Consider the following 25,032-nt stretch of genomic DNA (forward strand, 5'->3'; position numbering starts at 1 on the left):
GGCATGCAAGAATTTCGCGGATTAGGCCTCGGCGCCGGCAGCGGCGGCCAAGGAGCGGGGGGCAACCGGTGGCGGATGCGGGAGCTGGCCGAGAGCGAACATTTCGACTGGCCGATTTTTCGGCGCGCGCTGCGGGCGTTCGTACCGTATTGGCCTTACACCATCGTCGTCACGATCGTCATTCTGGCGGTGTCGCTCGGCGGCGCCATTCCGGCATGGCTGACGCAGAAGATCATCGACGAGGGCATTCAGCGGCGCGACATGTCCCTCATCGTGGAATATACGCTGGCGCTCATCCTCGTGTCGATCGGCACGGGACTGCTCGGCGTGCTGCAGTCGTATCTCAGCAATCTGATCGCCCAGAACGTCATGGCGGATTACCGGATCGCGATCTTCCGCCATCTGCAGCGGCAGACGGTCGGCTTCTTCGCCTCCCGCCAGTCGGGGGATCTCGTCTCGCGCGTCACGAACGACGTGACCGCCATCCAGAGCGTCGTCACCTCGACGTTCGTCGGCTTCGTCAGCAACCTGCTGAGCATCGCGGCGACGCTGTTCCTCATGTTCAGCATGAACTGGCGCCTCGCGATCCTGGCCGTCGTCGTGGTGCCCGGCTTCGTCATTCCGACCCAACGCGTCGGCAAGTCCCGGCAGCAGCTGCAGGGCCAGATCCAGCAGTGGCTGTCGAAGATGACCGTCCAGCTGAGCGAGTCGCTCGGCGTGAGCGGCGCGCTGCTCATCCGCATCTTCAACCGGCAGGGGCCGGAGGAGAAGGAATTCGCCGAATCGAACCGGACCTTGCGCGACCTGCAGGTGCGCCAGGCGCTGGTCGGCCGGTGGCTGTTCATGTGGCTGAGCATGTTCTCGTCCATCGGGCCGGCGCTGCTGTGGGGCTACGGCGGCTGGCTCGTGGTGAAGGGCGACATCGGCCTCGGCGTCATCGTCGCGTTCACGGCGCTGCTGTCCCGCCTGTACGGTCCGCTCAGCCAGCTGGCGCAGCTGCACGTGAGCATCCTCTCGTCCGTCGCGCTGTTCCGGCGCATCTTCGGCATCATGGACGTGGAGCCGGAGGTCGTCGACGGGACGCGGGCCATCCCGGACAACAGCGTGCAGGGAAGCCTGCGGCTGGAGGGGGTGTCGTTCTCGTACGCGCCGAGCCCGCGGGAGACGCGGGCGGAGGGGCCGGCGGACGCGAACGGCCGGCGCCGGCTTCCGGGCGGCGGCACGGACGGCAGCGGCGGTACGCCGGAGCGGCCGGCCGAGCGCTGGGCGCTGAGGGAGATCGACCTCGCGATCGAGCCCGGCGAGACCGTCGCGCTCGTCGGGCCGAGCGGCGCCGGCAAGACGACGCTGCTCAACCTCATTCCGCGGTTCTCCGACCCGGCCGAGGGGCGGCTGCTCCTCGACGGGACGGACACGCGGACGCTGACGCTGCACGCGCTGCGCGCCCAGATGGGGCTCGTGCCGCAGGATCCGTTCTTCTTCCACGACACGGTCGCGAACAACCTGCGCCTTGCCAAGGATACGGCGACGATCGAAGAGATGGAGGCCGCGTGCCGCGCCGCCCAGATCCACGAGACGATCGCCGCGCTGCCGGAGGGCTACGACACGGTCGTCGGGGAACGGGGCTACCGCCTCTCGGGCGGCGAACGCCAGCGGCTCGCCATCGCGCGCGTGCTGCTGCAGGGGCCGAAGATCGTGCTGCTCGACGAGGCGACGAGCGCGCTCGACACCGTCATCGAGCGCAAAATCCAAGACGCGTTGGCCGTCCTGCTGGAAGGCCGGACCGCGCTCGTCATCGCGCACCGGCTGTCCACGATTCTGAAAGCGGACAAAATCGTCGTCATGGAGCGGGGACGCGTCGCCGCCGTCGGCACGCACGCCGAGCTGGTCGAGCGCGACCCGCTGTACAAACAGCTGTACGAGACGCAGTTCCACGTCGAAGCGGAGCTTGAGGGGCGCTAGCACGGCAAGCGGGGGCGGCAAGCCGTCGGCGCGGGACAGGAAGAGGCATTCGAGAAGCCGGCGTCCTACGCGGACGGCCTAAGGAAGGCGTTTTTCGGCGAATTGGCGGCCGTCGAGCGTTACCGGAACATTCGCGCCGGACTGCCGACCCGTTTTACAGGGATATGGTGTTCGAAATTCTCACCGACGAGACGAAGCATGCGGACAAATATTTATATTTGATGCTGGCCGGTCAAGCAAAATGAACCGTCTGCCGCCGGTTGCGGCATCGTTAATCCAGGGGGACCTTCGCGGCGCGCGAAGGTCCCCTTCCGGTTGCGCTCAAAGGGGCTGACCGAGCCGCCGGCAGCGGATGATACGGGTCATTGAGGGCATGCTAGAAACAGCCGATTCCGGCAATGAATCCATGCAGCCAAAAGTTAACGTTGACGTTAACGTTAGAAATGCCTATGCTTGATAGATGAGATCGATGCGGTCCACAGGAAGGAGACGACGGGTCCATGGAAACGTTCAAGATCGACGAGGTCGCGAAGGCATGCGGGCTGACGAAGCGGACCATCCGCTACTATGAGGAGCTCGGGCTGATCCCGCCTCCGGAGAGAAGCGAGGGCGGCATCCGCTTGTACGCCCGCAAGCATATCGAGCGGCTGAAGCAGCTTATCAACGCCCGCGACGTGCTCGGGTTTTCCTTGCAGGAGCTGCTCGAATTCGTCGCGGTTCACGAGAATTTGGACGAACGGAAGCAGACGTACCGGAAGACGGAGGAGCGGGAGGAGAAGCTGCGGCAGCTGCGCGGCATTCAGGCCACGATCGACCAGCAGCTCGGCATGATCGACCAGAAGCTCGCCCGAATGGCCGAATTCCGAGGCGAAATCGAAGGCCTCCGCGCGCGCGTCTCCGACGGCATCGTCAGACTATCCAACGAAAAGGAGCTTTAAGCCGCATGCAATCCTCTGCTACCGGAAGTCATCGCGGCGGCGCGTCCGAAGCGCTGCCCGCGAAGAACGTCAGTATGTTCAGCCAGCCGATCGCGGTCTGGGCGGTCGTGTTCGCCAGCGTCATCGCGTTCATGGGGCTCGGCCTCGTCGACCCGATTCTGCCGGCGATTGCCGAGAAGCTGCACGCCTCCGCAAGCGACGTAACCCTGCTGTTCACGAGCTATAACGCCGTCATGGCGGTCGCGATGCTGGTCACGGGCTTCATTTCTTCCCGGCTCGGCATGAAATGGACGCTGCTCTCGGGCATCATCGTCATCGCCGTCTTCTCCGCGCTCGGCGGGATGTCGAACGGGATTTGGAGCCTGGTCTGGCTGCGGGGCGGCTGGGGGCTCGGCAACGCCATGTTCGTGGCGACGGCGCTCGCGGCGATCGTCTCGTTGTCCAAGACGGGCGTCGGCAAATCGATCATTCTCTTCGAAGTGGCCGTCGGCCTCGGCATCTCCGTCGGGCCGCTGCTCGGCGGCGAGCTCGGCGCCATCTCCTGGCGCGGCCCGTTCTTCGGCGTCGCCGGCCTGATGGTGCTGGCGTTCCTGCTCATCCTGGCGCTCATGCCGAGCCGCCGGAAGCTCGCGCCGGCCGGGACGTCCGCGGCCGCGAAGAAGAAGACGTCGCTCGCCGATCCGTTCCGCGCGCTGAAATTCCGCGCATTGCGCACCTTCGGCATCGCGGCGGCCCTGTATAATTTCGGCTTCTTCACCTTGCTCGTCTACGCGGCGCTCGTGCTCGGCGGCTTGGGCCTCGACGAGCACCAGCTCGGCTACGTGTTCCTCGGCTGGGGCCTGATGCTCGCCTTCACGTCGGTCTTCATGGCGCCGTGGCTGCAGAGGCGCTTCGGCACGCTGGCCTCGATGGTCGCGATGCTGCTGCTGTTCGCGGTCACGCTGTTCGTGATGGCGGAGTGGACGACGGACAAGGCGGTCGTCATCGTCGCCGTCATCGTCGCCGGGGCGTTCCTCGGCAACAACAACACGCTCATCACGACCGCGGTCATGAACGCGGCGCCGGTCGAGCGCCCGACCGCTTCGGCGGCCTACAGCTTCCTGCGCTTCATCGGCGGCGCGATCGCGCCGTACTTGGCCGGCAAGCTGGCCGACTGGTTCAACCCGCACATGCCGTTCATCGTCGGCGGCGCGTTCGTCGTCATCGCGTCCCTGTACCTGCTGGTGAATGCGAAGCACCTGAAGCATGTCGACGACGTCGAGAGCGCACACTAATCACGCCCGTTCCCGCAGGCGAATACCAGGGAGGAAACCGCCATGTACAACCATATTTTGATCTCGATCGACGAATCGGAGCTGTCCGGCAAGGCGCTCGACCATGCCGTCCGCTTGGCCGGCGCGCTCGGCGGCGGCGTCCGCTTGACGGCGCTTCACGTCAATCCGGGCGTGACGCTGAACGAGCCGACCGTCGCGACGGGCATCGAGGAGGCGCTCAAGGAAGAGGACAAGCACGTGCTGGCGTACGCGAACGCCAAGCTGGCGGCGGCCGGCGCCGGCCACAAGGTCCTGCTCGCCGAAGGCGACCCCGCCGCGGTCATCTGCCGCACGGCGAAGGAAGCCGGCGCCGACCTGATCGTCATGGGCAGCCGCGGCGTCGGCCTCGTCTCCGAGCTGCTGCTCGGCAGCGTCAGCCACGCCGTCGCGAAGCACGCGCACTGCCCGGTGCTGCTGGTGAAGTAACCGGCCGGCCGGAAGCGGCACCGTTCCCGTCCCGTTCGTTCATGCGGATTCAAGCCGCATGGACGGGCGGGTTTTTTCGCGTTGGCGCGCGAGGGGCTTCAGCGGCCGAACTTCCACGCCGACCGCGCAACACGAAACGACCGGGCGGACGGCGAATCGCCGGGCGGCACGGTCGTTCTTCGGGTTTCGAGATTGATCGAGCGTGATGAGCGGACGTCCCCGGCCTCGCGCGCGTCATCATCAGGCGTCGTCCGCGCGCGGCGAACCTTGTGCCGCTTCGCGCTCGTCCAGCCGGCCGAGCGCCCATTCCGCCCACTGCAGGTCGGCCTTGATGGCGAACTGCCCTTTCTCCATGAGGAGCAGGATGCCGAACGACGGGGAAGGGTTGAGCTTCGTGTAGGCGTCCATCTTGGTCTGCAGCCATTGCAGCTGGTCGCGGCAATACGCGAGCCGCATCTCGAGCATGCGGCGGATATCGGCGGGGTCGCCCTGTTCCATGCAGAAGACCTTGAGCACCAGCTCGTCGCGGGTGACCGGCTCGTCCGTCGGCAGCGTCAGCCAATTGCGCAGGGCGTTCAGCCCTTTGTCGGTGATGGAGTAGACCTTCTTGTCCGGCTTGTCCGTCTGGACGACGAGCGTGTGGCGCACGTAGCCGCCGCTTTCGAGCTGGGCGAGCAGGGGATAGATCTGGCTGTGCTTGGCGGGCCAGAACGGCTGGATCTTCAGCATGAGATCGTAGCCGGAATCGGCGGTATGCGACAGGAGGCTGAGGAGGCCGTACGATAAGGTGTTCACGGGACGCTTCCCTTCATAAGTAAATTTTGACATAAGCGCGGTTCGGTTCTATAATAGGGCTGTATTCAGTATATGTAAAAAGCTACATATCAGCAAACGAACGGAGAGATGGGGAGACCATGGAACAGGGTGAGCAAGCCCAAACGAAAGCCAGCTTCTGGCCGATTATGACCGCCATATTCGTGGGGTCGTTTTTGTGCGTTCTGGCATCCAGCACGATCAATATCGCGCTGCCGATTTTGCAAGACCATTTTCAAACGAGCCTGAGCACGATCCAGTGGACGCTGACCGGCTTCATGCTGGCGATGGGGACGTTCGCGCCGATCGTCGGCTACCTGGGCGAGAGGTTCAGCTACAAGCGGCTGTTTCTGCTCGCGCTCGTCGGCTTCACGCTGTCGTCGCTCCTCTGCGCCGTCGCTTGGGACGAATATTCGCTGATCGCGTTCCGAATCCTGCAAGGGGCGTTCAGCGGCTTGATCCTTCCGGCCTCGATGGCGGTCGTCTACCAGGTCATCCCGCGGGAAAAGCAAGCCATGGCCATCGCGCTCTGGTCGCTCGCCTCTATGATGGCGCCGGCGATCGGCCCGACCTTCAGCGGCTGGCTGCTGCAGAACTTCGACTGGCAGTGGCTTTTCTGGATGAACATTCCGATCGGCTTGATCGCCATCGTGCTCGTGGCCGCCTATATTCCGTATTACCGGCTCAGCGTGCCGAAGAAATTCGACGGCATCGGCTTCGCCACCGTCCTGATCGGCAGCGCGTCGCTGTTGCTCGCGCTCGGCCAAGGCGGCACGTGGGGCTGGGGCTCCGCGAAGGTCGTCTCGCTGATCGTCGTCGGCGTCCTGCTGCTGCTCGCGTTCGTCTGGCAGGAGCTGCGGTCCAAATCGCCGCTGCTTAATCTGCGCGTCCTCGCGAACGGCCGCTACACGCTCAACCTGATCATCACCGTCATCCTGACGATCAGCCTGTACTCGGGCACGCTGCTGACGCCGCTCTTCCTGCAGCGCATCCAGCAGGTGTCGACGATGGACACGGGGCTGATCCTGCTGCCGGCATCGCTCGTCATGGCACTCGTTATGCCTATTATCGGCAAATTGTATACGTCGATCGGCCCGCGCTGGCTGATGGGCGTCGGCATTCCGCTGCTCGCCCTCGGCACCTTGATGCTGAGCTGGGGCAGCATCGACATCTCGCATACTTATATCCTCTGGTGGATGATCGTGCGGAACCTCGGCATCGCCATGGTCATGATGCCCGCCAGCAACGCGGCGATGGAGCGCATCCCGCGCCACCTGACGGGGCACGCGTCCTCGATCTCCAACTGGCTGCGCAACGTGTTCGGCTCGTTCGCGATCGCCGTCTTCACGACGCTGCTCGCGTCGCGCTCCACGCAGCACGCCGCGGATTTGGCGAAGGCCGGGGACACGAACGAGCAGCACATCGGCATGATGGCGTTCACGATGAGCGTCAACGACGTGTACCTGATCGCCACGATCGTCGCGATCATCGCGCTGCCGCTGGCCATGTTCGTGGGCCGGGCGAAGCCGGCGGCCGCCGAAGCGGATGGCGCCGCGCAGGCCCGTCCGGCCGCGGGCGGCGAAGTCCGCACCGCCGGCGCGCCGACGGCCGACGCGAAGGCGTAACGGCTGCCGCGGCCTGCCGGCGCCGTCGCGCCCGTCGCGGCGCCGTCGCGGCGAACCCGGTGCCGGCACGCTTGCGCCGCAAGCGCGCATCTCTTCCGAACCTCGGGCGGCCGCCGGCCGCCCGGGGTTCTTCGGCGTTACGGAGGCGCCGCGCCTCCGTCCCGAGACGGACGAAGCTCGTTCCGGGGCTGTGTTACGATGAGAGGCGAGAACGGACGGCCGCCCGGACAGGCGGCCGCCGACGAGGAGCGTGCCCAGTCTTGAAGACGAAGCTAAACCGCCGGCTGCTGCTGCTAATCGTGTCGCTCGGCGTCATGATTCCGTTCGCCGCGCCGTACTTCACGTTCGACCCCGCGAACAGCCGGGTGGACATCGCGCCGGGCAGCCTGCGCTTCCCGCTGCTGATCGCCCATATCGCGTTCGCGTTCGCCGCGATGCTCGCGGGCTTCGCCCAGTTCTCCGGGCGCCTCCGCGCGCGGCGGCCCGGGCTGCACCGCATCGCAGGCCGAGTCTACGTCGCGAGCGTCGGGGCCGCCGGGCTGCTGGCGCTTCCGCTTGCCGGCTATATGGAGGACTTCTCGAAGGCGACGGGCTTCCTCGCGCTGGCGCTCGCATGGCTCTTCACGGCCTGGAAGGGCTGGCGCGGCGCCGTGCGCCGCGACTTCGAGGCGCACCGGATCTGGATGCTCCGCAGCTTCGGCATCACGCTGGTCGCCGTGAGCGGGCGGCTGCTCGTGCCGTTGCTGTTGCTGACGTACGGCCTGCTGCACGGCTTTACGCTGCCCGCGGGCCGGGAAGGCATGGTCGAGGCCGTGCTGAACGCGAACATTTGGGCGGGACTGGTCGCGAACTTCGCCGTGGTGGAATGGGTGCTGCTGAAGCCGAAGAAGTCATAGTCGCGGGTGAATGCGCGCAGCGCGGGAAGGATTCCGGGCGGGCTGGCCCGAACTAAGCTAGCGTACCGTGAACGCATACTCATGCCCGCATTCGGCTTGCGCGGGCCCGAGCAAAGGAGCGACCTGCCATGGCAAACCGCGGCAAGCGGATGACGGCCGCCGTGCCGATCGTCATCGTCGCCGGCTTCGCGCTGGCGCTGTTCTCGCCGTCCCCGACGCCCGAATGGGCCGTCCGGAAGGACATCCTGCTGTCCTTCCATCCCGTGCTCGCCTTCGAGGCGCGCGTCACGGAAGGCACGACCAAGGACGATCCGCGATATGGCGATCTCTATCACGCGTCCGGGCTGGAGGCATCCTTCGTCTACGTCAAGAAGTCCGGCTACGGCTGGTACGTGGCGTCGAGGGGAACCGGGCCGTAAGCGCCGCCCCGGCGACCCGGCCGCGCGTTCCCATAGATCCGCAACGACCGGCGCGCCTGCGGCACCAAGGAGGAACCCCAATGTATTCCTATATCGATCAACATTACGAAGCCGTCGATTTCGGCGGCCGCGACCTGCGGGACGGCGAGCTGATCCGCTGCACGTTCGAGCGCTGCGATTTCTCGGCCGCGTCCATGGAGGAGCTGGCGACGACCGGCTGCCGCTTCGTGGACTGCAGCTTCCGCGGCGCGCTGCTGAACGCGTCGACGCATGCGGAGTCGGCCTTTCTCAACTGCCGGTTTACCGAAGCGAATCTGTTCGTGGCGAAGTTCGCGGCCTGCAAGATGACGGGGACCGACTTCGCCCAGGCGCAGCTGGACGGCTTCACCGTCGCCGGCGGGGACTGGTCTTACGTGAACCTCCGGCATGCGCGGCTGACCAAGCAGGACCTGCGCGGCGTCTGCTTCAAGGAGGCCGATCTGTCGGGCGCCAACCTCGAGAAGGCGGACTTGCGGGGCTGCGACCTGACGCGGGTCAACCTGGCCCAGGCCAAGCTGAAGGGCGCGGACCTGCGCGGCGCCGTCATGGACGGGGTGAACTGGCCTTCCGTCGACGTGAAGGGCGTGCGGATGGACGCCGCCCAGGCCGTCCTGTTCCTGCGGGCGCACGGCGCGAAGGTGGACTGACGCGGCCTGATTTGGCGTGCCGTCCCGATTTGTCGTACACTAAGAGGGAATCCGAAGCGAAGAGAGGGACGACCAGACCATGAGCGATTTTCTGCACGCGCTGTTGGCACAGGAAGAGGAGCTGCAATTCGATTATTTCACGAACGAGGACGCTTTCGAGCTGGGCTGCATCATCGTCAAGCACGCCAAGGACGTGCTCGGCAAAGGGATCGCGGTCCATATCGAGAACGGCGAGGTTCCGTTGTTCACGCATTACATGACGGGCACGTCCAAGGACAACACGTACTGGATCAACGCGAAGAAGAACGCGGTGCGCCATTTCGGCCACAGCTCGCTGTACGTCGGCGAGAAGTTTAAGGCCGAAGGCACGACGTTCAAGGACGGCTCCGGCCTGCCGCTCGAGGAGTACCAGGGCGAGGGCGGCTCGTTCCCGATCATCGTGCGCGGCCAGGGCGTCGTCGGCACGGTCACGGTATCCGGGCTGGCCGGCGAGGAAGACCATCAGGTCGCCGTGGACGGCCTGCGCCATTATTTGACCCGGACTTAACGCGATCAAGGCTTCGGCGAAGCAGCGACGGAGGCTCATAAACGAGGAAAGACCGGCCCGCAGGCAGCGGCAGCCGGTCTTTTCGGCATTTCGGGGCCAGGCTGACGCGCCGGGGCTCAAGCCGCCCGCGCCGTGCCCCGGCGCGAAAAACGCCCCGGAACGGCGCGCCGGTTTCGAACCGATGCCGCTTCCGGGGCGTTGTGCGAACGCCGAAGCTATTCCTTGACGGAGCCGAGCGTGATGCCGTGAATGAAGAAGCGCTGGATGAACGGATAGATGAGCAGGATCGGAATCATCGAGATGATGATTTTCGCCGCGTTGAACGTCCGGTTGGACACCGCCATCGCCTGCGCCAGCTGCTCCGGCGACATGCCGGTCATTGCCTGCGCGCTGAGCTGGGCGACCAGCGTCTGGATGTACGTCTGCAGCGGATAGTGGTCCTGCTTGTTCATCAGGATGAGGCCGTCGAAGAACGAGTTCCAATGGAACACGATGCTGAACAGCGTCACCGTGGCGATCGCCGGCAGCGACAGCGGGACGAACAGGCGGATCATGATGTACCACGGTCCGGCGCCGTCGATCTCGGCCGCTTCCGACAGCTCCTTCGGCAGGTTGCGGAAGAAGTTCATGAGCAGGATGACGTTGAATACCTGCACGGCGTGGGGGAGAATGAGCGCCCACATGGAATTGAGCAGGCCGTAGGACTTGATCGTCATGAACCACGGCACGATGCCGCCGCTGAACAGCATGGTGAACACGAGGAACCACATGTACACGTTGCGCATCCGGAACTGCTTGGCATCCTTCGAGAGCGCGTAAGCCATCATGACCGTCAGCGCGAAGTTCAGCAGGCCGCCGAATACTACCCGCTTAATCGAGATATAGAACGCATGGAAGAATAGTCCGTCGTCGAGCACCTTGGCGTAGCTGGCCGTCGTGGCGTCGATCGGCAGCAGCAGCACCCGCCCGGCGTCGGCCGCCGCCTTATCGGAGAAGGAGACGGCAAGGGTATGCAGGATCGGCACGAGGCACGCGAGCGAGAAAACGATCAGCGCGATCAGAATCGTCGTGTCCAGCACCCGGTTCGATAGATTGGCTCTTCCCACCATTGGTAGTCACCCCATTCGAGTTAGAAAATGCGATAGTTCGCGAAGCGGCTCGCCAGCACGTACGACACGACGACGAGGATGAAGCTGACCACCGACTTGAACAGGCCGACCGCGGTCGCGAGGCTGTACTGCAGGTCGTTCAGGCCGACGCGGTAGACGTACGTGTCGATAATGTCGGAAGACTGGTAGACGAGCGGGTTGTACATGTTGAAGATCTGGTCGAAGTTGGCGTTCATGACGTTGCCGAGCGCCAGCGTGCCGAGCAGCACGACCGTCGTTCGCACGCCGGGCAGCGTGACGTGCCACAGCTGGCGGAAGCGGCTCGCGCCGTCGATGTTCGCCGCCTCGTAGAGCACGGGATTGATGCCGGTCAGCGCCGCCAGGTAGACGATCGCGTTGAAGCCGAATTCCTTCCAGACGTCCGTGCCGACGATGATGGCCGGGAACCACTTGTTGCTGGCGTAGAACAGGACGGGATCGATGCCGAACAGGCCGAATACCTTGTTGACGATGCCGTCGAGCGAGAAGACGTCGAAGAATATGGTCGCAAGCAGCACCCACGAGAGGAAGTGCGGCAAATAGACGATGGTTTGGATCGATTTCCGCAGGAACCGCTGCCGCACTTCGTTCAGAAGCAGGGCGAACACGAGCGGCACGATCAGGTTGGCGATGATCTTGAGCACCGCCAGGAAGATGGTGTTGAAGAAAATTTGCCTGCTGTCGGGCAGCTGAAAGAGATAGGTAATGTTATCGAGGCCGACCCATTCCGAGCCCCGGATGCCGCGTCCCGGCTTGAAGTTCTGGAACGCCATGACGGCGTAGAACATCGGTACGATACTGAACAAGGCCAGAAAGACGATGCCTGGCAGGACCATGAGGTTGTAGTGAAAGCCATTCTTTTTCGTGCGCATCGGTTCTCACCGCTTTTTCGAGAATTTTTTGGATAAAAAAGGGCTTCCGGGACGTCGCCCGGAAGCCCGCCGCTGCCGTTAAGGCCGTCTTACTTGTCGTTGACGATGTCCGTGACTTCCTTCGTGATCTGGTCGCCGCCGAGCTTCTTCCACTGCGCGACGAAGTCGTCGAAGGCGCTGACCGGCAGATCGCCGACGATGATCTTCAGGAACGTCTCGCTTTCGAGCTTCTCGAGCGTCGCCCACTTCGTTTCCATGGTGCGGGTCATGCCGTAGAACACGCTGTACACTTTCTCCATCGGCTGGGTCGCGAGGACCGCGCCGCCGATCTCGTACGCCTTGGCCGGCTTCCAGGCGTCCATGTTCTTCTTCGGATTTTCCTTCTCGGCCATCGTGAAGTCGTAGACCAGCTTCGTGTCGGGATCGAACGTCGACGGATCGACTTCGCCCTTGACGGCCTTCTGCACGTCGTTATACCGCTTGACGACGGCGTCGGAGTAGTCGAGCAGCAGGTCGAACGGATAGAAGTTGCGGATGTGCACGCCGGTCTCGGCCGCGTAATCGTCCAGCTTCTTCGCTTCCTCGGTGTTCGGGTCCTGTCTGCGCTCGTAGCGGGTGAAGACGTTCAGCATCTTGATCGCCGCTTCCGGATGCTCGTAGCCCTTGCGGACGACGACGTAGCGGTCCGTGACCGGCGCCATGTGCGTCGTGAACTTGCCGTCCGCGTCCAGCGGCGCGGCGTACGCTTTCCATTCCGCCTTGGTGTCGTTCGTGACGGAGTCGGCGAGCGGCCAGTACGGCATCCACCACGGGCCGAAGAACAAGCCGGTCTTGTTCGCCACGATCGGCTCCTGCGTCTCCTTGTAGAGCGCGAACTGCTTGTCGATCAGGCCGTTCTTGTACCAGTCGGCCAGCTTCGCGAGCGCTTCCTTGTTCTCCGGCGCGATCGAGCCGTACACGACGTTGCCGCTCGCGTCCTTGATCCAGTTCTTCGGGAAGGCGTGGAACGCGCCGAAGATCGCGTCGAAGCCGTTCGGATTCGGTTTCTGGCCGTAGACGACCGACTTGTCGCCCTCGAGGCCGACCGTATCCGCCTTGCCGTTGCCGTCGGGATCCTGCTCGACGAACGCCTTGGCGATCTTCTCGAGATCGTCCATCGTCTTCGGCGGGGACAGCTTCAGCTTGTCCAGCCAATCCTGGCGCACCCACAGGAGCGACGGGGCGTCGGCTTCGATCGCCACGTTCGGCAGGCCGTAGAGCTTGTCGTCCGACGTCGCGTCCGCGAGCGCCATGCCGTTCGTGGAGGCGTACAGGTCCTTGACCAGCTGCGAGCCGTATTTCTCGTAGGTGTCCGTCAGGTCCTCCAGCATGTCGTTGTCGATCAGCTTGCGGAGCTGGTTGCGGTCGACGACCATGGCGTCCGGCAGGTCGTTGCTCGCGATCGCCAGGTTGACCTTCTGCTTGAACGCGTCGTCGCCCTTGGCTTCCCAGGCGTGGACGACCTTGACGTTCGTCAGGCTCTCGAAGTAGCGGGAGACGATGTTGTTCTCGTTCGTGTCGCCGTTCTTGAGCTTGTCGTCGGGAATCTTGAATCCGATGCTGAGCGTGACCGGCTCGGCGGATTTGCCGTAGGCCAGATCGTCGCCCGTCGCCTCGTTGCCGGCGTTCGCCGCTTGGCCGTCGTTGCCGGAGGCCTGGCTGCCGTTGCCGCCGTTGCCGGCATTGCCGCTGTTGCCGCCGTTGTCGCCGCAGGCGGACAAGACGAGGGACATGGCCATCGCCGTGAGAAGAAGCTTCGCTTTCATAAAAAAACACCCCGTTTGTGTTTGATTCGTGTTTACGCTTTCATCTTACCCGATCGGGCGCGTGCGGCCGGAGAGAAAACGAGCCGCAGATGATCCGGCGGCGTTCGCAGTTGGCGAACCGTTTTCCTACCGGCTGCCGACCGTTTTCCCCCTTTGGTTCCGGTATTCCGTCGGCAGCAGGCCCACGCGCTCCTTGAACACGCGGCTGAAATACTTGTCGTCCTCGAAGCCGGCGAGGGAGGCGATCTCGTAAACGGGCGCGTCGGATTCCAGAAGCAGCGCCTTGGCGCGCTCGATCCGCATGCCGCGGAGCGTCTCGCCGAACGACTGGCCGGCGAAGCGGGTGAAGCATTGGCTGAAATAGCTGCGGCTCATGTTGATGCGCAGGGCGACGTCGGCCTGGTTGATCTTGTCGCCCGCGTGCGAGCGCATGTAGCGGAGGGCTTGGATCAGGCTCGCCATCAATTCCCGCGACAGCGAGAGCTCGAGCATCCGGCGCTGCGCCAGGTCGGCGAAGAGCCGGAACCAGTCCCGCCACGGCGCCCAGGCATGGCGCGGCGCGCCGTCGGCGTTCAGCCGGCGGAGCGCTTCCCCGTCCAGCAGCACGCCCGCCCATTCGCGCTCGAGCGCCCGGGCGAACGCCTCGAGCCGCTCCGGCGCCGGGCGCAGGTCCGCGACCGCCCGCTCGAACGCGTCCCATTCGGCCGCGCCGAGCGCCCACTTGACGGAGAGCCACCCGTCGAACGCGGCTTCGAGCCCGGCGTCCGCGTCCGGCCGCGCCTTCGCGAGCGCTTCGTACGGGATCTCGGGCGGGCGGCCGTCCGGCGGCTCGGGCGCGTAGAAGAGATGGCGGGCCAGCCGCTCGCCGAGCGCGCGCTTCACGTCCGCAGGCGGGCGGTCCTCCAAGCCGGCGACGAGCGCCGTGCGCCAGCGGCCGGCATGCAGGCCCTCGAGCTCGCGCCGCAGCTCCGGCGTCCAGCCGGGCGGGGCGAGCTGCGCCATCCGGACGCCGCCGACCAGCTCCAGCATCGCATGGCGCTGGGCGAACGGCAGCCGAAGCAGCTCGGCGGGATCCGCGTCCGGGTCGAGCGGGACGAACGCCAGGGCGTCGCCGGAGGCGAACCGTTCGCGGTCCGGGTCCGCGCCGGGGGCGTACGCCGCGCGGCTGCTCGCTTCCCAGCGGACGCGGTCGACGATCCGGTTCATGACGTCGTCGACGTTGTCCATGTCGAGCACCGTCTTCACGATGTAGTCGATCGCGCCGAGCCGCATGGCTTCCTGCACGTAATCGAATTCGTGGTGGCAGGTCAGCACGACGGACTTCATCCGCGGGAACCGCGTCCGGACGCGGCCGAGCAGCTCGAAGCCGTCCATGCCCGGCATCGTGAGGTCCGTGAACAGCAGATCGACCTCCTGCTTCTCGAGCAGCTCCAGCGCCGCCCGGCCGTCGGCGGCCTCCTGGGCGATCACGATCCCGAAGGACGCCCAGTCGATGACGGAGATGAACCCTTTGCGCACGAGCTTCTCGTCATCCACAACCATTGCCCTAATCATCGAACTCCTCCTTCGCTTTGCGCGGAATGATAATCGTAATCGTCGTGCCTTCATGGGGAACGCCGGCGATGTCGATGGACATCCGCTCCCCGTAAAACTGCTTCAGCAGCCGGTTGACGTAGGACAGCCCGATGCCGAGGCCGCGCTTGGCGGCGCCGGGATCTTCATGGAGGAGCCGCTGCGCCGTCTCGGGGTCGATGCCGTCGCCGTTGTCGGCCACCCGGAGCGAGACGCGGCCGCCTTCCAGCGCCCGGATCGTGATCGCGACCCGTCCCTGGCGCTCGCCCGTGCCGTGGTAAATCGCGTTCTCCACGAGCGGCTGGAGCAGGAAGCGCGGAATCGCGGCCCCGACGACCGCCTCGTCGACGTCGACCGCGTATTCGAACTCGTAGTCGTAGCGGATGCGCTGAAGCTCCATGTAGTTTTGCAGGGCGTCGATCTCGTCCTGGATCGTCACGATGATGCTCTTCTTCCCGAGGTTGTAGTGCAGCACCTTGACCAGCAGGGTCACGAGCTTGTCGATTTCCTTCTGGCCGTTCATCCGGGCGAGCCACTGGACGGTGTTCAGCGTGTTGTGCAGGAAATGCGGGTTGATCTGGCTGAGCAGCTTCTCGATCTCCAGCCGGCTCTTCTGCTGCTCGTTATGCTCCACCTCGTTCAGCAGCCCGTTGATCTTCGTCTTCATGTCCTGGAAGTTGCCGAGCAGCAGGTCGAACTCCTCGACGCGCGTATAGGCGACCGGGGCTTCGATGTTCTCCGCCATCCGCACGATCTCGGAATTGACCTTCCGGAGCGGCCGGTACACCTGCTTCCAGATGAACAGCGCGAGCAGGACGGAGAACACGAGCGTCGCGAGCGCGACGAAGAACAGCTTGTACAGCCACGAATAGATCTCGCTGTTGAACGTCGATTGCTTCACCGCGGCGATCAGCTGCCAGCCCTGCGGGCTCTTGTAGCGGAACAGGTGGTAGCCGCCGCTGATCTTGTGCGGCGAGGCGTCGTCGGTCCAGGAGACGTCGAGCGCTTCGCGGGGCATGTCTTTGTTTTCGACATACGTCATGTCGCCGTGTTCGTTGACGAGCAGATGCGTCACCCTCATGCCGTAGGAGCGCTCGCTCAGAATTTTGGCGAACAGGTTGTAGTTGGTCTCCAAGTAGATGTACACGTCTTTGGCGCCGGGCACGCGCACCACCCGCAGCGACGAGAAGACGAAGTTGTTGCTCGAGCTGTACATCGTCTTGTGCGGGCCGAAGTACGACGCGCCGTTGTAGGACATGAACGGCGGCAGCTTGTCCGTGCCGAAATCGCGGCTCAGGCTGAAGTTCGTGAACAGCACCGGATCGTCCAGCCCGGGTTCCACGTAAGCGGTTACGCCGAGGACCGGATTGGTGAAGTTGACGAGGTTGATCTTCTCGTTGATGCTCGCCATGAGCTGCGACTTCTTGTACACCTGCTTCTCCTGAAGGAAGCTGCCGACCTCGTCGACGATCTGCCCGTCCAGCGCGAACTGCTTGGAGGCGAAGTCGAGGTTGTTGATCGTGTTCTCCAGGGTGGCCGCTTCCTGGTTCAGGCTGGCGCTGATGCCGCTTTGGATCTTGTTCGTCAGGATCGAGTAAATGGAGTAGTACGTCATGACGCCAAGGACGGCGAGCGGCAGCAGGCTGCCGATGACCAGGTAGATGACCAGGCTTCGTCTTAAAGACTGGGATTTGCGCGCGATGATGCGTCGCTTCATGCCTCTGGGTGCTCCTTCCCGCGGCGGGCGCGCCGTCGTTATTCGGACGTATTATAGCATACGCAAGTTCGACGCGAGATTCCAAAATCCGTCATGATACGATTGCCGGCTTAGCGAAATTTGTCCTGCCCGGCCTCGGGCATTTCCTATAACCCGGCCCGATGGAGTAAACTAAAAGAAAACGGCAAGCTTCGGCTTGCCCGCACGGGAGCTGGAATAACGGATGAAGCGCATGACGATATTGATCGCGGACGACGAAGCGGAAATCGCCGATCTGGTCGAGCTGCACCTGGCGAGGGAGGGCTACCGCTGCATCAAGGCGACGACCGGCCTCGAGGCCGTGCAGACCGTGCAGTCGCAGACGGTCGACCTGGCGATTCTCGACATCATGATGCCGGGCATGGACGGCTACGAGGTGACGCGGCAGATAAGGGAGACGTCCGCGATGCCGATCATCTTCCTCAGCGCGAAGACGAGCGACCTCGACAAAATCACGGGGCTCGTCATCGGCGCCGACGATTACATGACCAAGCCCTTCAACCCGATGGAGCTGGTCGCGCGCGTGAACGCCCAGCTGCGGCGAGCGCTGCACTTCAACCAGCAATCGGGGGGAAGCGCCGCGCCCGTGCTGGAGGCCGGCGGCCTCGTCATCGATCCCGGCCGGCATACGGTGACGCAGTTCGGCCATCCCGTCGAGCTGACGCCGAAGGAATTCGACATCCTGTACCTGCTGGCGAGCCATCCGAAGAAGGTGTTCAGCGCGGAGCATCTGTTCCAGAGCGTCTGGGGCGAAGCGTATTACGAGAGCGGCAATACCGTCATGGTCCATATCCGCACCCTGCGCAAGAAGCTCGGCGACGACAAGAACAAGTGGATCAAGACCGTCTGGGGCGTGGGGTACACGTTCAATGGGTAAGCCCGGCATCAGCTTCCGCGTCAAAATGATCCTCTTCCTCGTCTTCAGCATGCTGCTTGCGGGGCTTGCGCTATTCCTCGCGTACAAGGCGGTGGAATCGTATTACTTGGCCGACGCGCGATTCGCCGACGACCCGTTGTTCCGGCTGCGGCACATCATCGCGAACGGCATCGGCGACTTCAAGTTCGCCATGCTGCTGATGATCCCGTTGACGATTCTGTTCTTTTACTTGTTCACGAAGCCGTACGCGGCGTATTTCAAGGCGATCTCGCGGGGCATCCACGGCTTGGCCGCAGGTGATTTCAGCAGCCGCGTCGTCATCCATTCGCAGGACGAATTCGAGCGGATCGCCGACGACATCAACCTCGCGGGCGAGAACCTGCAGCGGGCGGTGGAGCGGGGCGACTTCGCGGAGAGCAGCAAAAACCAGCTCGTGCTCAACCTGGCGCACGACCTGCGCACGCCGCTGACGTCGGTGCTCGGCTACCTGGATTTCATCCTTCGGGACGAAGGGTTGTCCAAGGAGCAGTCCGCCCATTACACGCGCATCGCGTTCACCAAGTCCAAGCGGCTCGAGAAGCTGATCGACGAGCTGTTCGAGGTGACCCGGATGAATCACGGCATGGCGCCGCTGCACCGGGCGGACCTGGACCTGAGCGAGCTGCTCGTGCAGCTGAACGAGGAGCTGTATCCGCTGTTCGAGAACAAGGAGCTGACCGTGCGCCCGGACATCGCGCCGAACGTCCGCCTCTTCGGCGACGGCGAGCTGCTGGCGCGGGTGTTCGAGAACCTGCTGACGAACGCCGCGCGCTACGGGGCGGACGGGCATTACATCGACATCGTCTGCTTCGAGGAAGGCGGCGAGGCCGTCGTGCAGGTGGCCAACTACGGCGATTCCATTCCGCCGGAGCAGCTGCCGCATCTGTTCGAGATGTTCTACACCGGCGACCAGGCGCGGACCCATCAGGGCGGCGGCACCGGGCTCGGCCTGTTCATCGTCCGCAATATCGTGGAGCAGCACGGGGGCACGATCGAGGCGCGGAGCGACGTCGTGCGCACCTGCTTCGAGGTGCGGCTGCCGCTGGACGGCGGAGAGACCCCGCCGGCGGCCGAGCAGCCCGCCCTCAAGCCGCGGAGCGCCAGCCGGGGGAAATGAACGCGGCGCACGGGCGGGCGCCCGGCTGGTCGCGGCGGCACCGGGCTCGCAGTCCGTTGCCTGCGGCCGAGTCGCGCCGGCGTCGCCTTGTCCGAGCCGGAGCAGCTGTCGGCCGCGAATCGCGCGCCCGGGCGGCCGCCCGCGATTGCCTCGGCTGCGCCGTGCCGCCGCGGTAACCCGTGCCGGGCGGGCGCCGGAGCCGGCTCGCAGAGCGGCGGGTTGACAGCGGCGGGCTGCAGGATTATGATTAGAACGATCATTCGATCTAATCCGAACGAAAGGAGGCAGGCCGATGTTCGAGCGTTGCAACAAAGTACAGAAAGCCGTCCTGGAGACGACGCTGGACTTGATCATCGACCGCGAGCTGCAGGCGACGTCGATGTCGCTGATCGCGAAGGATTCCGGCGTCTCGACGGGCAACATCTACCACTACTTCAGCAGCAAGGAAGACATCATCAACGAGCTGTACAAGGCCATCGTGAAGTTCAACGGCGAATTCGTCACGAAGGGCATGAATCAGGCCGATTCCGTGCAGGAGCGGTTCCGGCTCGCGTGGCGCAGCGTGATCGAGCTGGGCAAGCAGTACCCGAAGGGATTCCGGTTCATCGAGCAGTATTCGTTCTCGCCGTACATTCGCGAGCAGTCCAAGCTGGAAGCCTACACGGGCGGCTGGTGCGGACCGATGGAAGAGCTGTACCGCCAAGCGGTCGAAGAAGGATTGTTCGTCCCGCTCGATCCGCACATGATGGTGCAGATGCATTACGGCTCCCTCGTCTATCTCCTGAAGAGCCATCAGCAGAACATGCTGGAACTGACGGACGACCTCGAGGAGCAAGCGATCCGGGCCTGCTGGAACGCGGTGAGCAAAGAAAAAGGTTGGACCGGGTAAGCGAAGTCCGGCCTGCTTCTTTCCGCCAAGATTAGATCGAACGTTCGATAGAAAAACACGGCTTTCGCGAAGCGGGAGTTCGAACTCGCGTTCCAATCGTCGTCAATTCGTCGTCAATCGTCGTCTAGCGTACAGTCCGCCGTTCAGTCTCGGCACATTAGAACGAACGTTCAATTCAAACCCAAATAAAACGCATAACCGGAGGAATGATGAAATCATGACCACGAACAAAACGGTATTCATTACGGGCACAAGCACGGGACTCGGCAAGCTGACGGCCATTCATTTCGCGAAGCTCGGCTGGAACGTCGCCGCGACGATGCGCACCCCGGAGAAGGAAACGGAGCTCACGGCGTACGAGAACATCAAGCTGTTCAAGCTCGACGTCACGAAGCTGGCGGAAGTGAACGCCGCCGTCGACGGCGCGATCGCGGCGTTCGGCAAGATCGACGTCGTCGTCAACAACGCCGGCATGGGCGTATACGGGGCGCTGGAGCTGGCGGACGAAGAGACGATCGACTGGCAGTTCGCCGTGAACGCCCGCGGGCCGATCAACGTCATCCGCAAGTTCTTGCCGCATTTCCGGGCGAACGGCGGCGGCATGTTCATCAACATCAGCTCGTTCATGGGCGTCACGACGGCCGTGCCGCTCGGTTCGCTGTACAACATGTCCAAGTTCGCGCTCGAGGGCTTGACGGAAGGGCTTTATTACGAGCTCAAGCCGCTTAACATCGAGCTGCGGCTCATCGAGCAGGGCGGTTCGAGCGGCAACAATTTCCTGAACAACATCCGCTGGAGCAAGGACGAGAACATTGCGGCGTACGACGGCCTGATGAACAAGGTCGCCGGCATGATGGCTTCGCGTTCCGATGACGGCTCGCTGGACGATCCGCAAACCATCGTGGACGCCATCGCGGCGCAGGCGACCGGCGCGAGCCGCCAATTCCGGACGGTCGTCGGCGAGGCGGGCAACAATCTGCTCGCGCTGCGCAGCTCCGTTCCGATCGAGGAGTACCTGGAGACGATCGCGAAAGGCTACGAGTAAAGCGCGGTGAGGTCATCTCCGGGCGCTGATTTAAGAAAAAATTAAGTTTTGCCCCGGTTCTTTTTTATCCCGCTGCCGTATCCTTGGAACAACTAGCGGTACGGGAGGATGAAAGGCATGAAAGCAACGCGATTGGCGGCGCTCGTCGTCTTGGCGGTGGTGGCCGTGAAGGCCGGCCAGCATGCGAAAGGGTGGTTCGCGGAGCCCGAAGGAAAGGCGGCCGCGGCGGACGCCGCGCCGATGTCGCGCATCGTGCAGACGGACGCGGACCAGCCATATCGGGGAGACCTGGTACTGGTCGACCGGACGCATCCGGTTCGCGAGGCGGGAAGACTGGACGACGTCGTCAATCTGTTCGAGCATCCGGAGCTGAAGCACGGCTACGGCCTGATGGATACGACGGTGAGCCTGTCGAAACGGGTGGCGGAGAAGTGGCAGGTGCTCGCGGACGCCGCCCGGGCCGACGGCATCCGCCACTTCGTGATCAACAGCGGCTACCGCGACGAGGCCGCGCAGAAGAAGCTGTACGCGGAGAAAGGGTCGGACTACGCCCTGCCGCCGGGCTACAGCGAGCATAACCTCGGCCTCTCCATGGACGTCGGGTCGACGACGGCGAGCATGAACGCCGCCCCCGAAGGCAATTGGCTGAGCAAGCATGCCTGGGCGTACGGCTTTATTCTCCGCTATCCCGAGGACAAGACCGCCGTGACCGGCATTCAGTTCGAGCCGTGGCATTTTCGCTACGTCGGCCTGCCGCACAGCGTGATCATGCACGACCGCGGCTGGACGCTGGAGGAGTACCTGGCCGCGCTGAAGGAGCAGCATACGCTGACGGCGCTCGTGGACGGCGTCAGCTACGAGGTCGATTACTACACGGCGTCGCCGTCCGGGGAGACGGCGATCAGCGTGCCCGCGGACGGCGCGTACACGGTGTCCGGCGACAACGACGACGGCATCATCGTGACGTCGTCCGCCGGCGGGGAGAAGCCGTAAGAAGCGTTCCGCGCACCGTTCATCAAGCCGAGCGCCGTCCCCGGCGGCATTCCCGAAGCAAGCAGCCGTTCCCGGCGTCGCCATGACGCGGGAGCGGCTGCTTCGGCATGAACCGGGGTGAAGCGTCGGCATACATTCGCGGGGACGGATACGGAAATACTAGCGGCTATGCGTTGGATTCCTCTCCGTCTGTGGACGGAAGGCCGGAGGGCGACATGGAGTTATTGCAATTGCATTATTTTCGGACCGTCGCGCGGCTTCAGCATATGACCAGGGCGGCGGAGGAGCTGCGGATCGCCCAGCCGTCGCTGAGCAAGACGATCGCGCGGCTCGAGCACGACGTCGGCGTGCCGCTCTTCGACCGGGAGGGGCGGCATATCCGGCTAAACGCGTACGGCGGTATTTTCCTGCGGCGGCTGGAGCGCGCCTTCATGGAGCTCGACGAGGCGAAGCGCGAAATCGGCGAGCTGGCGGGCAAGGAGCAGAATTGCCTGAAGCTGGCGGTGTCGATCACGAAGATGCTGCCGGCGCTCATGGGCGCCTTCGCGCGCGCGCGCCCCGAGGTGCATGTGCGGCAGTTTCTGGCGCCCGTCCCGTCGATGCTGCGGCAGCTCGAGAAGGGCGAGGTCGATCTATGCATCGCCTCGCTGAAGCTGGAGGGTCCCGAGATCGAATGGCTGCCGCTGCTGACCGAGGAGGTGTTTCTCGCGCTTCCGCCGGGCCACCGGCTCGCGGGCAGGGAACGCGTCGCGCTGCGGGAGCTGGAGCGCGATCCGTTCATCGGGATGAACGCCGGCTACGCGTTCCGGGAGCTGACCGACGGGTTCTGCCGGCAGGCGGGCTTCGAGCCGCGCGTCGCGTTCGAGCTGGACGAGCCGGACGCCATCATCCGCTTGGTCAGGCAAAATCTCGGCGTGACGTTCATACCGGCGTCGGAATGGAAGCCGGTCGCGCGGTTGCTGCCCCACCGGACGCGAATCGCGGAGCCGGCCTGCTATCGGACGATCGGGCTCGCCTGGTCGAAACGCCGGCATCTGACGAAGGCGGCGTCCGCGTTCAAGGAGCTGGTCGTCGCGCATTACCGGCGGCTCGCGGAGGAAGCGGGCGGTGACGGAGAGGCGCAAAATGGCGTCCCCGGCAGGGATATGGCCCCTTGATCGAGAACTCCTCAGGGAAGCAGGCGACATCCGAGGAGGAGTGGTAGCGTGATTAAAGCGATCGTATTCGATTTCGACGGGCTGATCTACGATACCGAAGCGCCGGAGTATCGGGCGTATCGGGAGATTTTCGCGGAGCACGGGCACGAGCTGGAGCTGGCCGTCTGGGGGCAATGCGTGGGCACGCACGACAGCGGGTTCGATCCGTACGGGCATTTGGAAGCGTGCTTGGGGCGGACCGTCGACCGGGAGCTTCTGCGCGCGCGGCACAGGGAGAAATTCGAGGCGCTGCTCGCGGCGGAAACGATCCGTCCCGGCGTGGAGGACTACCTGAAGGACGCGGGGACGCTCGGCCTTCGCGTCGGGCTGGCGTCGAGCGCGACCCGCGCCTGGGTGACGGGCCATCTCGGCCGCCTGAGCGTGGCGCCGTATTTCGAATGCATCCGGGTGCGCGACGACGTGGTCCGGGCGAAGCCCGATCCCGAGCTGTACCTGCAGGTTCTCCGCGAATTCGGGCTCGAGCCGCACGAGGCGGTGGCGTTCGAGGATTCGCCGAACGGCGCGAAGGCGGCCAAGGCGGCCGGCATGTACTGCGTCACGGTGCCGAACGACGTCACGCGCGAGCTGGCCTTCGGCAGCGTGGACCTGCGGCTGGAATCGCTGGCGGACGTGAGGCTGGACGCGCTGATCCGGCGCCTGGAGGCCGCGTCGCCGGTCCGATGAGCGATTCGCCGGCGGGTCTCGGGCGCCGGGTGGCGGAGCGGACCCGCCTGTCGGCCGGGCTCGCCGTCATCGCCGGCTGCCTGGCGGAGACGGGCGACGTCTGGCGCGCGCGTTACGGCGCGGCCGCGGTCGCGAGCTGGCTGTTCCGCCGCGACGCGGCGCTGGCCTTCGCGGCGGAGGCGGCGGCCGCCCGCCAGACGGACGCGATGCTGGCGGCGCATCCGCCCGGCGCGCATTTGACAACCGCCCGCGCGGCTTCGCGGCAACGAAGAAGAGCACCGTCCGGTGCTCTTCTTTTTCGCGTTGACCGCATGAATCGCGATTGCGGCCCGCCGCCGTTGCGCCTTGCCGCCGGACGCTGGGCCCCGCGCCGCTACAGCGTCTGCCCGCTGTCCACCGTGATCAGTTGACCGGTCATCGCTTCCTGCTCGAGCGCGGCGCAGACGAGCTGGGCGACGTCCTCCGGGGTCGAGATCCGCTGCAGCAGCAGCGTCGGCGCGAGCCGCCGCATCCGCGCCTCCCGGCCCGCCCGCCAGCGCGTCGCGACGGCGCCGGGCACGACCGGGTTCGCTCCTTCGAATTCGATGACGCGCGCTGCCCGCTCGCGAGTCGACCCCATTGCAACGCCGGGAAACGGAGCTTGCCTAATTGAATAAAACGATAGCCGCGTTCATTATTATTGATCGCAGCCGCGGCGCAGGGCAGTACGCAAAAAAAGACACCGGCGTCCGGTGTCTTTTCGCTTCTAATACGTCCACGCTTAAGCGACGGTCTGCGGCCCGCCATCGGCAAAACCGGCCTGCGGCCCGGCTTGCGGCCCGGCCGGCGCGCCCGGCGCTGACATCGCCGCCGCGCGCTGCCCGAGCAGCCGGCGGAATTTCGCGTACGAGACGATCCGCCACGGTACCGCGTAGCCGGCGGCCACGACGACGAACAGCGCGGCTTCCGTTTCCGGTCCGATGAAGGCGAAATAATTGCGGAGCAGGAAGCGGATGACGAAGACCGCGAGGAACGCGACGATGAAGCCGGAGTTCTTGACGGCATAGATCTGGCCGTCCGCGCGAAGCTCGTAATTCGTGGTCCAAATGAGCGGCACCGACAGCACGGCGCCGACCAGGAACGCGACGAGGAATTCCCACGGCGGGGCATCCACGTTCGGGCCGGACGCCAAAGGAACGCAGAGGACCGCCACATAGACGGCCGGGAGCAGCAGGCGGATGCCGCTGCCCTTGATCGGGCGGTACATCGCGCGCGTTCTGCGCCAGAGAATGAGCGCCGCGATCAGGACGACAACGAGATAAAACGATGACCCTTGCATGACGAGATCGGTCCACCCTTCGGGAAAGTCTCTCTAGTATATGGAAAAGTTTCCCGTTTGCCTAGTGGCTCCGCGCCGATCGGGAAGCGTTCGCGC

Annotated in this window: 24 protein-coding genes and 1 pseudogene; 17 read left to right on the forward strand and 8 right to left on the reverse strand. The window is 64.5% G+C overall.

Annotated elements, in window-relative coordinates; all coding sequences use genetic code 11:
• Nucleotides 1–3 precede the first annotated feature (3 nt).
• The 4 genes from BMZ79_RS18195 to BMZ79_RS18215 all read left to right on the forward strand — a co-directional run bounded on the left by BMZ79_RS18195 (nt 4) and on the right by BMZ79_RS18215 (nt 4,639).
• Nucleotides 4–1,962 carry an ABC transporter ATP-binding protein gene (locus BMZ79_RS18195; protein WP_090642280.1) on the forward strand — a complete coding sequence of 653 codons (1,959 nt, stop codon included), beginning with the start codon at nt 4–6 and terminating at the stop codon, nt 1,960–1,962.
• Nucleotides 1,963–2,462: 500 nt separating this feature from the next.
• The gene (locus BMZ79_RS18205) at nt 2,463–2,900 is read left to right on the forward strand and encodes a MerR family transcriptional regulator (protein WP_090642281.1); all 438 of its coding nucleotides are present in this window, start codon (nt 2,463–2,465) and stop codon (nt 2,898–2,900) included.
• Nucleotides 2,901–2,905: 5 nt separating this feature from the next.
• Nucleotides 2,906–4,174 (forward strand): MFS transporter, encoded by a 1,269-nt coding sequence (locus tag BMZ79_RS18210; protein ID WP_090642282.1) that lies wholly within the window; start codon nt 2,906–2,908, stop codon nt 4,172–4,174.
• Between the two features lie 42 nt (nt 4,175–4,216).
• The gene (locus BMZ79_RS18215) at nt 4,217–4,639 is read left to right on the forward strand and encodes a universal stress protein (RefSeq protein WP_090642284.1); all 423 of its coding nucleotides are present in this window, start codon (nt 4,217–4,219) and stop codon (nt 4,637–4,639) included.
• Nucleotides 4,640–4,879: 240 nt separating this feature from the next.
• On the opposite strand, the gene BMZ79_RS18220 is transcribed toward BMZ79_RS18215, so the two are convergent.
• Complete coding sequence (locus BMZ79_RS18220; protein WP_090642285.1) at nt 4,880–5,434, reverse strand: PadR family transcriptional regulator; 555 nt, start codon at nt 5,432–5,434, stop codon at nt 4,880–4,882.
• A 119-nt stretch (nt 5,435–5,553) separates the two neighbouring features.
• Between BMZ79_RS18220 and BMZ79_RS18225 the strand changes: the two genes are divergently transcribed.
• The 5 genes from BMZ79_RS18225 (at nt 5,554) to BMZ79_RS18245 (ending at nt 9,625) form a co-directional block, all read left to right on the forward strand.
• Complete coding sequence (locus tag BMZ79_RS18225) at nt 5,554–7,077, forward strand: MDR family MFS transporter (RefSeq protein ID WP_090642287.1); 1,524 nt, start codon at nt 5,554–5,556, stop codon at nt 7,075–7,077.
• A gap of 260 nt (nt 7,078–7,337) precedes the next feature.
• Nucleotides 7,338–7,973 (forward strand): DUF2306 domain-containing protein, encoded by a 636-nt coding sequence (locus tag BMZ79_RS18230; RefSeq protein ID WP_256252821.1) that lies wholly within the window; start codon nt 7,338–7,340, stop codon nt 7,971–7,973.
• Between the two features lie 128 nt (nt 7,974–8,101).
• Nucleotides 8,102–8,392, forward strand: coding sequence for a hypothetical protein (locus BMZ79_RS18235; protein ID WP_090642288.1), 291 nt, complete (start codon nt 8,102–8,104; stop codon nt 8,390–8,392).
• An 80-nt stretch (nt 8,393–8,472) separates the two neighbouring features.
• On the forward strand, nt 8,473–9,078 hold the full coding sequence (locus BMZ79_RS18240) for a pentapeptide repeat-containing protein (RefSeq protein ID WP_090642290.1): 606 nt from the start codon (nt 8,473–8,475) through the stop codon (nt 9,076–9,078).
• 79 nt (nt 9,079–9,157) lie between these two features.
• Nucleotides 9,158–9,625 (forward strand): heme-degrading domain-containing protein, encoded by a 468-nt coding sequence (locus BMZ79_RS18245; protein ID WP_090642292.1) that lies wholly within the window; start codon nt 9,158–9,160, stop codon nt 9,623–9,625.
• Between the two features lie 215 nt (nt 9,626–9,840).
• Here the strand turns inward: BMZ79_RS18245 and BMZ79_RS18250 are convergent, their stop codons facing one another.
• From BMZ79_RS18250 to BMZ79_RS18270, 5 genes are all read right to left on the reverse strand, one after another.
• The gene (locus tag BMZ79_RS18250; RefSeq protein ID WP_090642293.1) at nt 9,841–10,734 is read right to left on the reverse strand and encodes a carbohydrate ABC transporter permease; all 894 of its coding nucleotides are present in this window, start codon (nt 10,732–10,734) and stop codon (nt 9,841–9,843) included.
• A gap of 20 nt (nt 10,735–10,754) precedes the next feature.
• Nucleotides 10,755–11,645: an ABC transporter permease gene (locus BMZ79_RS18255; RefSeq protein WP_090642295.1), complete on the reverse strand. Its 891-nt coding sequence runs from the start codon at nt 11,643–11,645 to the stop codon at nt 10,755–10,757.
• An 89-nt stretch (nt 11,646–11,734) separates the two neighbouring features.
• The gene (locus tag BMZ79_RS18260) at nt 11,735–13,450 is read right to left on the reverse strand and encodes an extracellular solute-binding protein (protein WP_090642296.1); all 1,716 of its coding nucleotides are present in this window, start codon (nt 13,448–13,450) and stop codon (nt 11,735–11,737) included.
• Nucleotides 13,451–13,576: 126 nt separating this feature from the next.
• The gene (locus tag BMZ79_RS18265; protein WP_177222197.1) at nt 13,577–15,004 is read right to left on the reverse strand and encodes a response regulator; all 1,428 of its coding nucleotides are present in this window, start codon (nt 15,002–15,004) and stop codon (nt 13,577–13,579) included.
• Nucleotides 14,997–16,739 carry a sensor histidine kinase gene (locus BMZ79_RS18270; protein WP_090642299.1) on the reverse strand — a complete coding sequence of 581 codons (1,743 nt, stop codon included), beginning with the start codon at nt 16,737–16,739 and terminating at the stop codon, nt 14,997–14,999. The genes BMZ79_RS18265 and BMZ79_RS18270 overlap by 8 nt, the downstream gene beginning before the upstream one ends.
• 223 nt (nt 16,740–16,962) lie before the next feature.
• Here BMZ79_RS18270 and BMZ79_RS18275 point away from each other — a divergent pair, with 223 nt between their 5' ends.
• The 8 genes from BMZ79_RS18275 (at nt 16,963) to BMZ79_RS18310 (ending at nt 24,028) form a co-directional block, all read left to right on the forward strand.
• On the forward strand, nt 16,963–17,655 hold the full coding sequence (locus BMZ79_RS18275) for a response regulator transcription factor (RefSeq protein ID WP_090642301.1): 693 nt from the start codon (nt 16,963–16,965) through the stop codon (nt 17,653–17,655).
• On the forward strand, nt 17,648–18,811 hold the full coding sequence (locus BMZ79_RS18280) for a sensor histidine kinase (protein ID WP_090642302.1): 1,164 nt from the start codon (nt 17,648–17,650) through the stop codon (nt 18,809–18,811). The genes BMZ79_RS18275 and BMZ79_RS18280 overlap by 8 nt, the downstream gene beginning before the upstream one ends.
• Before the next feature lie 292 nt (nt 18,812–19,103).
• On the forward strand, nt 19,104–19,700 hold the full coding sequence (locus tag BMZ79_RS18285; protein WP_090642304.1) for a TetR/AcrR family transcriptional regulator: 597 nt from the start codon (nt 19,104–19,106) through the stop codon (nt 19,698–19,700).
• Between the two features lie 217 nt (nt 19,701–19,917).
• Nucleotides 19,918–20,745 carry an SDR family oxidoreductase gene (locus BMZ79_RS18290; RefSeq protein ID WP_090642305.1) on the forward strand — a complete coding sequence of 276 codons (828 nt, stop codon included), beginning with the start codon at nt 19,918–19,920 and terminating at the stop codon, nt 20,743–20,745.
• A 117-nt stretch (nt 20,746–20,862) separates the two neighbouring features.
• Complete coding sequence (locus BMZ79_RS18295; RefSeq protein ID WP_143088991.1) at nt 20,863–21,738, forward strand: M15 family metallopeptidase; 876 nt, start codon at nt 20,863–20,865, stop codon at nt 21,736–21,738.
• A gap of 215 nt (nt 21,739–21,953) precedes the next feature.
• Nucleotides 21,954–22,895, forward strand: a complete 942-nt coding sequence (locus BMZ79_RS18300; protein ID WP_090642308.1) for a LysR family transcriptional regulator — start codon at nt 21,954–21,956, stop codon at nt 22,893–22,895.
• Nucleotides 22,896–22,943: 48 nt separating this feature from the next.
• Nucleotides 22,944–23,618, forward strand: a complete 675-nt coding sequence (locus BMZ79_RS18305; RefSeq protein WP_090642310.1) for an HAD family hydrolase — start codon at nt 22,944–22,946, stop codon at nt 23,616–23,618.
• Nucleotides 23,615–24,028 carry a hypothetical protein gene (locus BMZ79_RS18310; RefSeq protein ID WP_090642311.1) on the forward strand — a complete coding sequence of 138 codons (414 nt, stop codon included), beginning with the start codon at nt 23,615–23,617 and terminating at the stop codon, nt 24,026–24,028. Before BMZ79_RS18305 ends, BMZ79_RS18310 begins: the two co-directional genes overlap by 4 nt.
• Here BMZ79_RS18310 and BMZ79_RS18315 read toward each other — a convergent pair.
• Together BMZ79_RS18315 and BMZ79_RS18320 are read right to left on the reverse strand one after the other, a co-directional pair.
• A pseudogene (locus BMZ79_RS18315) lies at nt 23,992–24,186 on the reverse strand (3-ketoacyl-ACP reductase); the annotation flags it as partial. The gene BMZ79_RS18310 and the pseudogene BMZ79_RS18315 sit on opposite strands and share 37 nt — an antisense overlap.
• 192 nt (nt 24,187–24,378) lie before the next feature.
• A complete protein-coding gene (locus BMZ79_RS18320) occupies nt 24,379–24,936 on the reverse strand; it encodes a cytochrome c biogenesis protein CcdC (RefSeq protein ID WP_090642313.1) in 558 nt (185 codons plus the stop codon).
• Between the last annotated feature and the right edge of the window lie 96 nt (nt 24,937–25,032).

Origin of the sequence: Paenibacillus sp. UNC496MF (genome assembly GCF_900113915.1) — a bacterium.
Lineage (GTDB): Bacteria > Bacillota > Bacilli > Paenibacillales > Paenibacillaceae > Paenibacillus_Z > Paenibacillus_Z artemisiicola.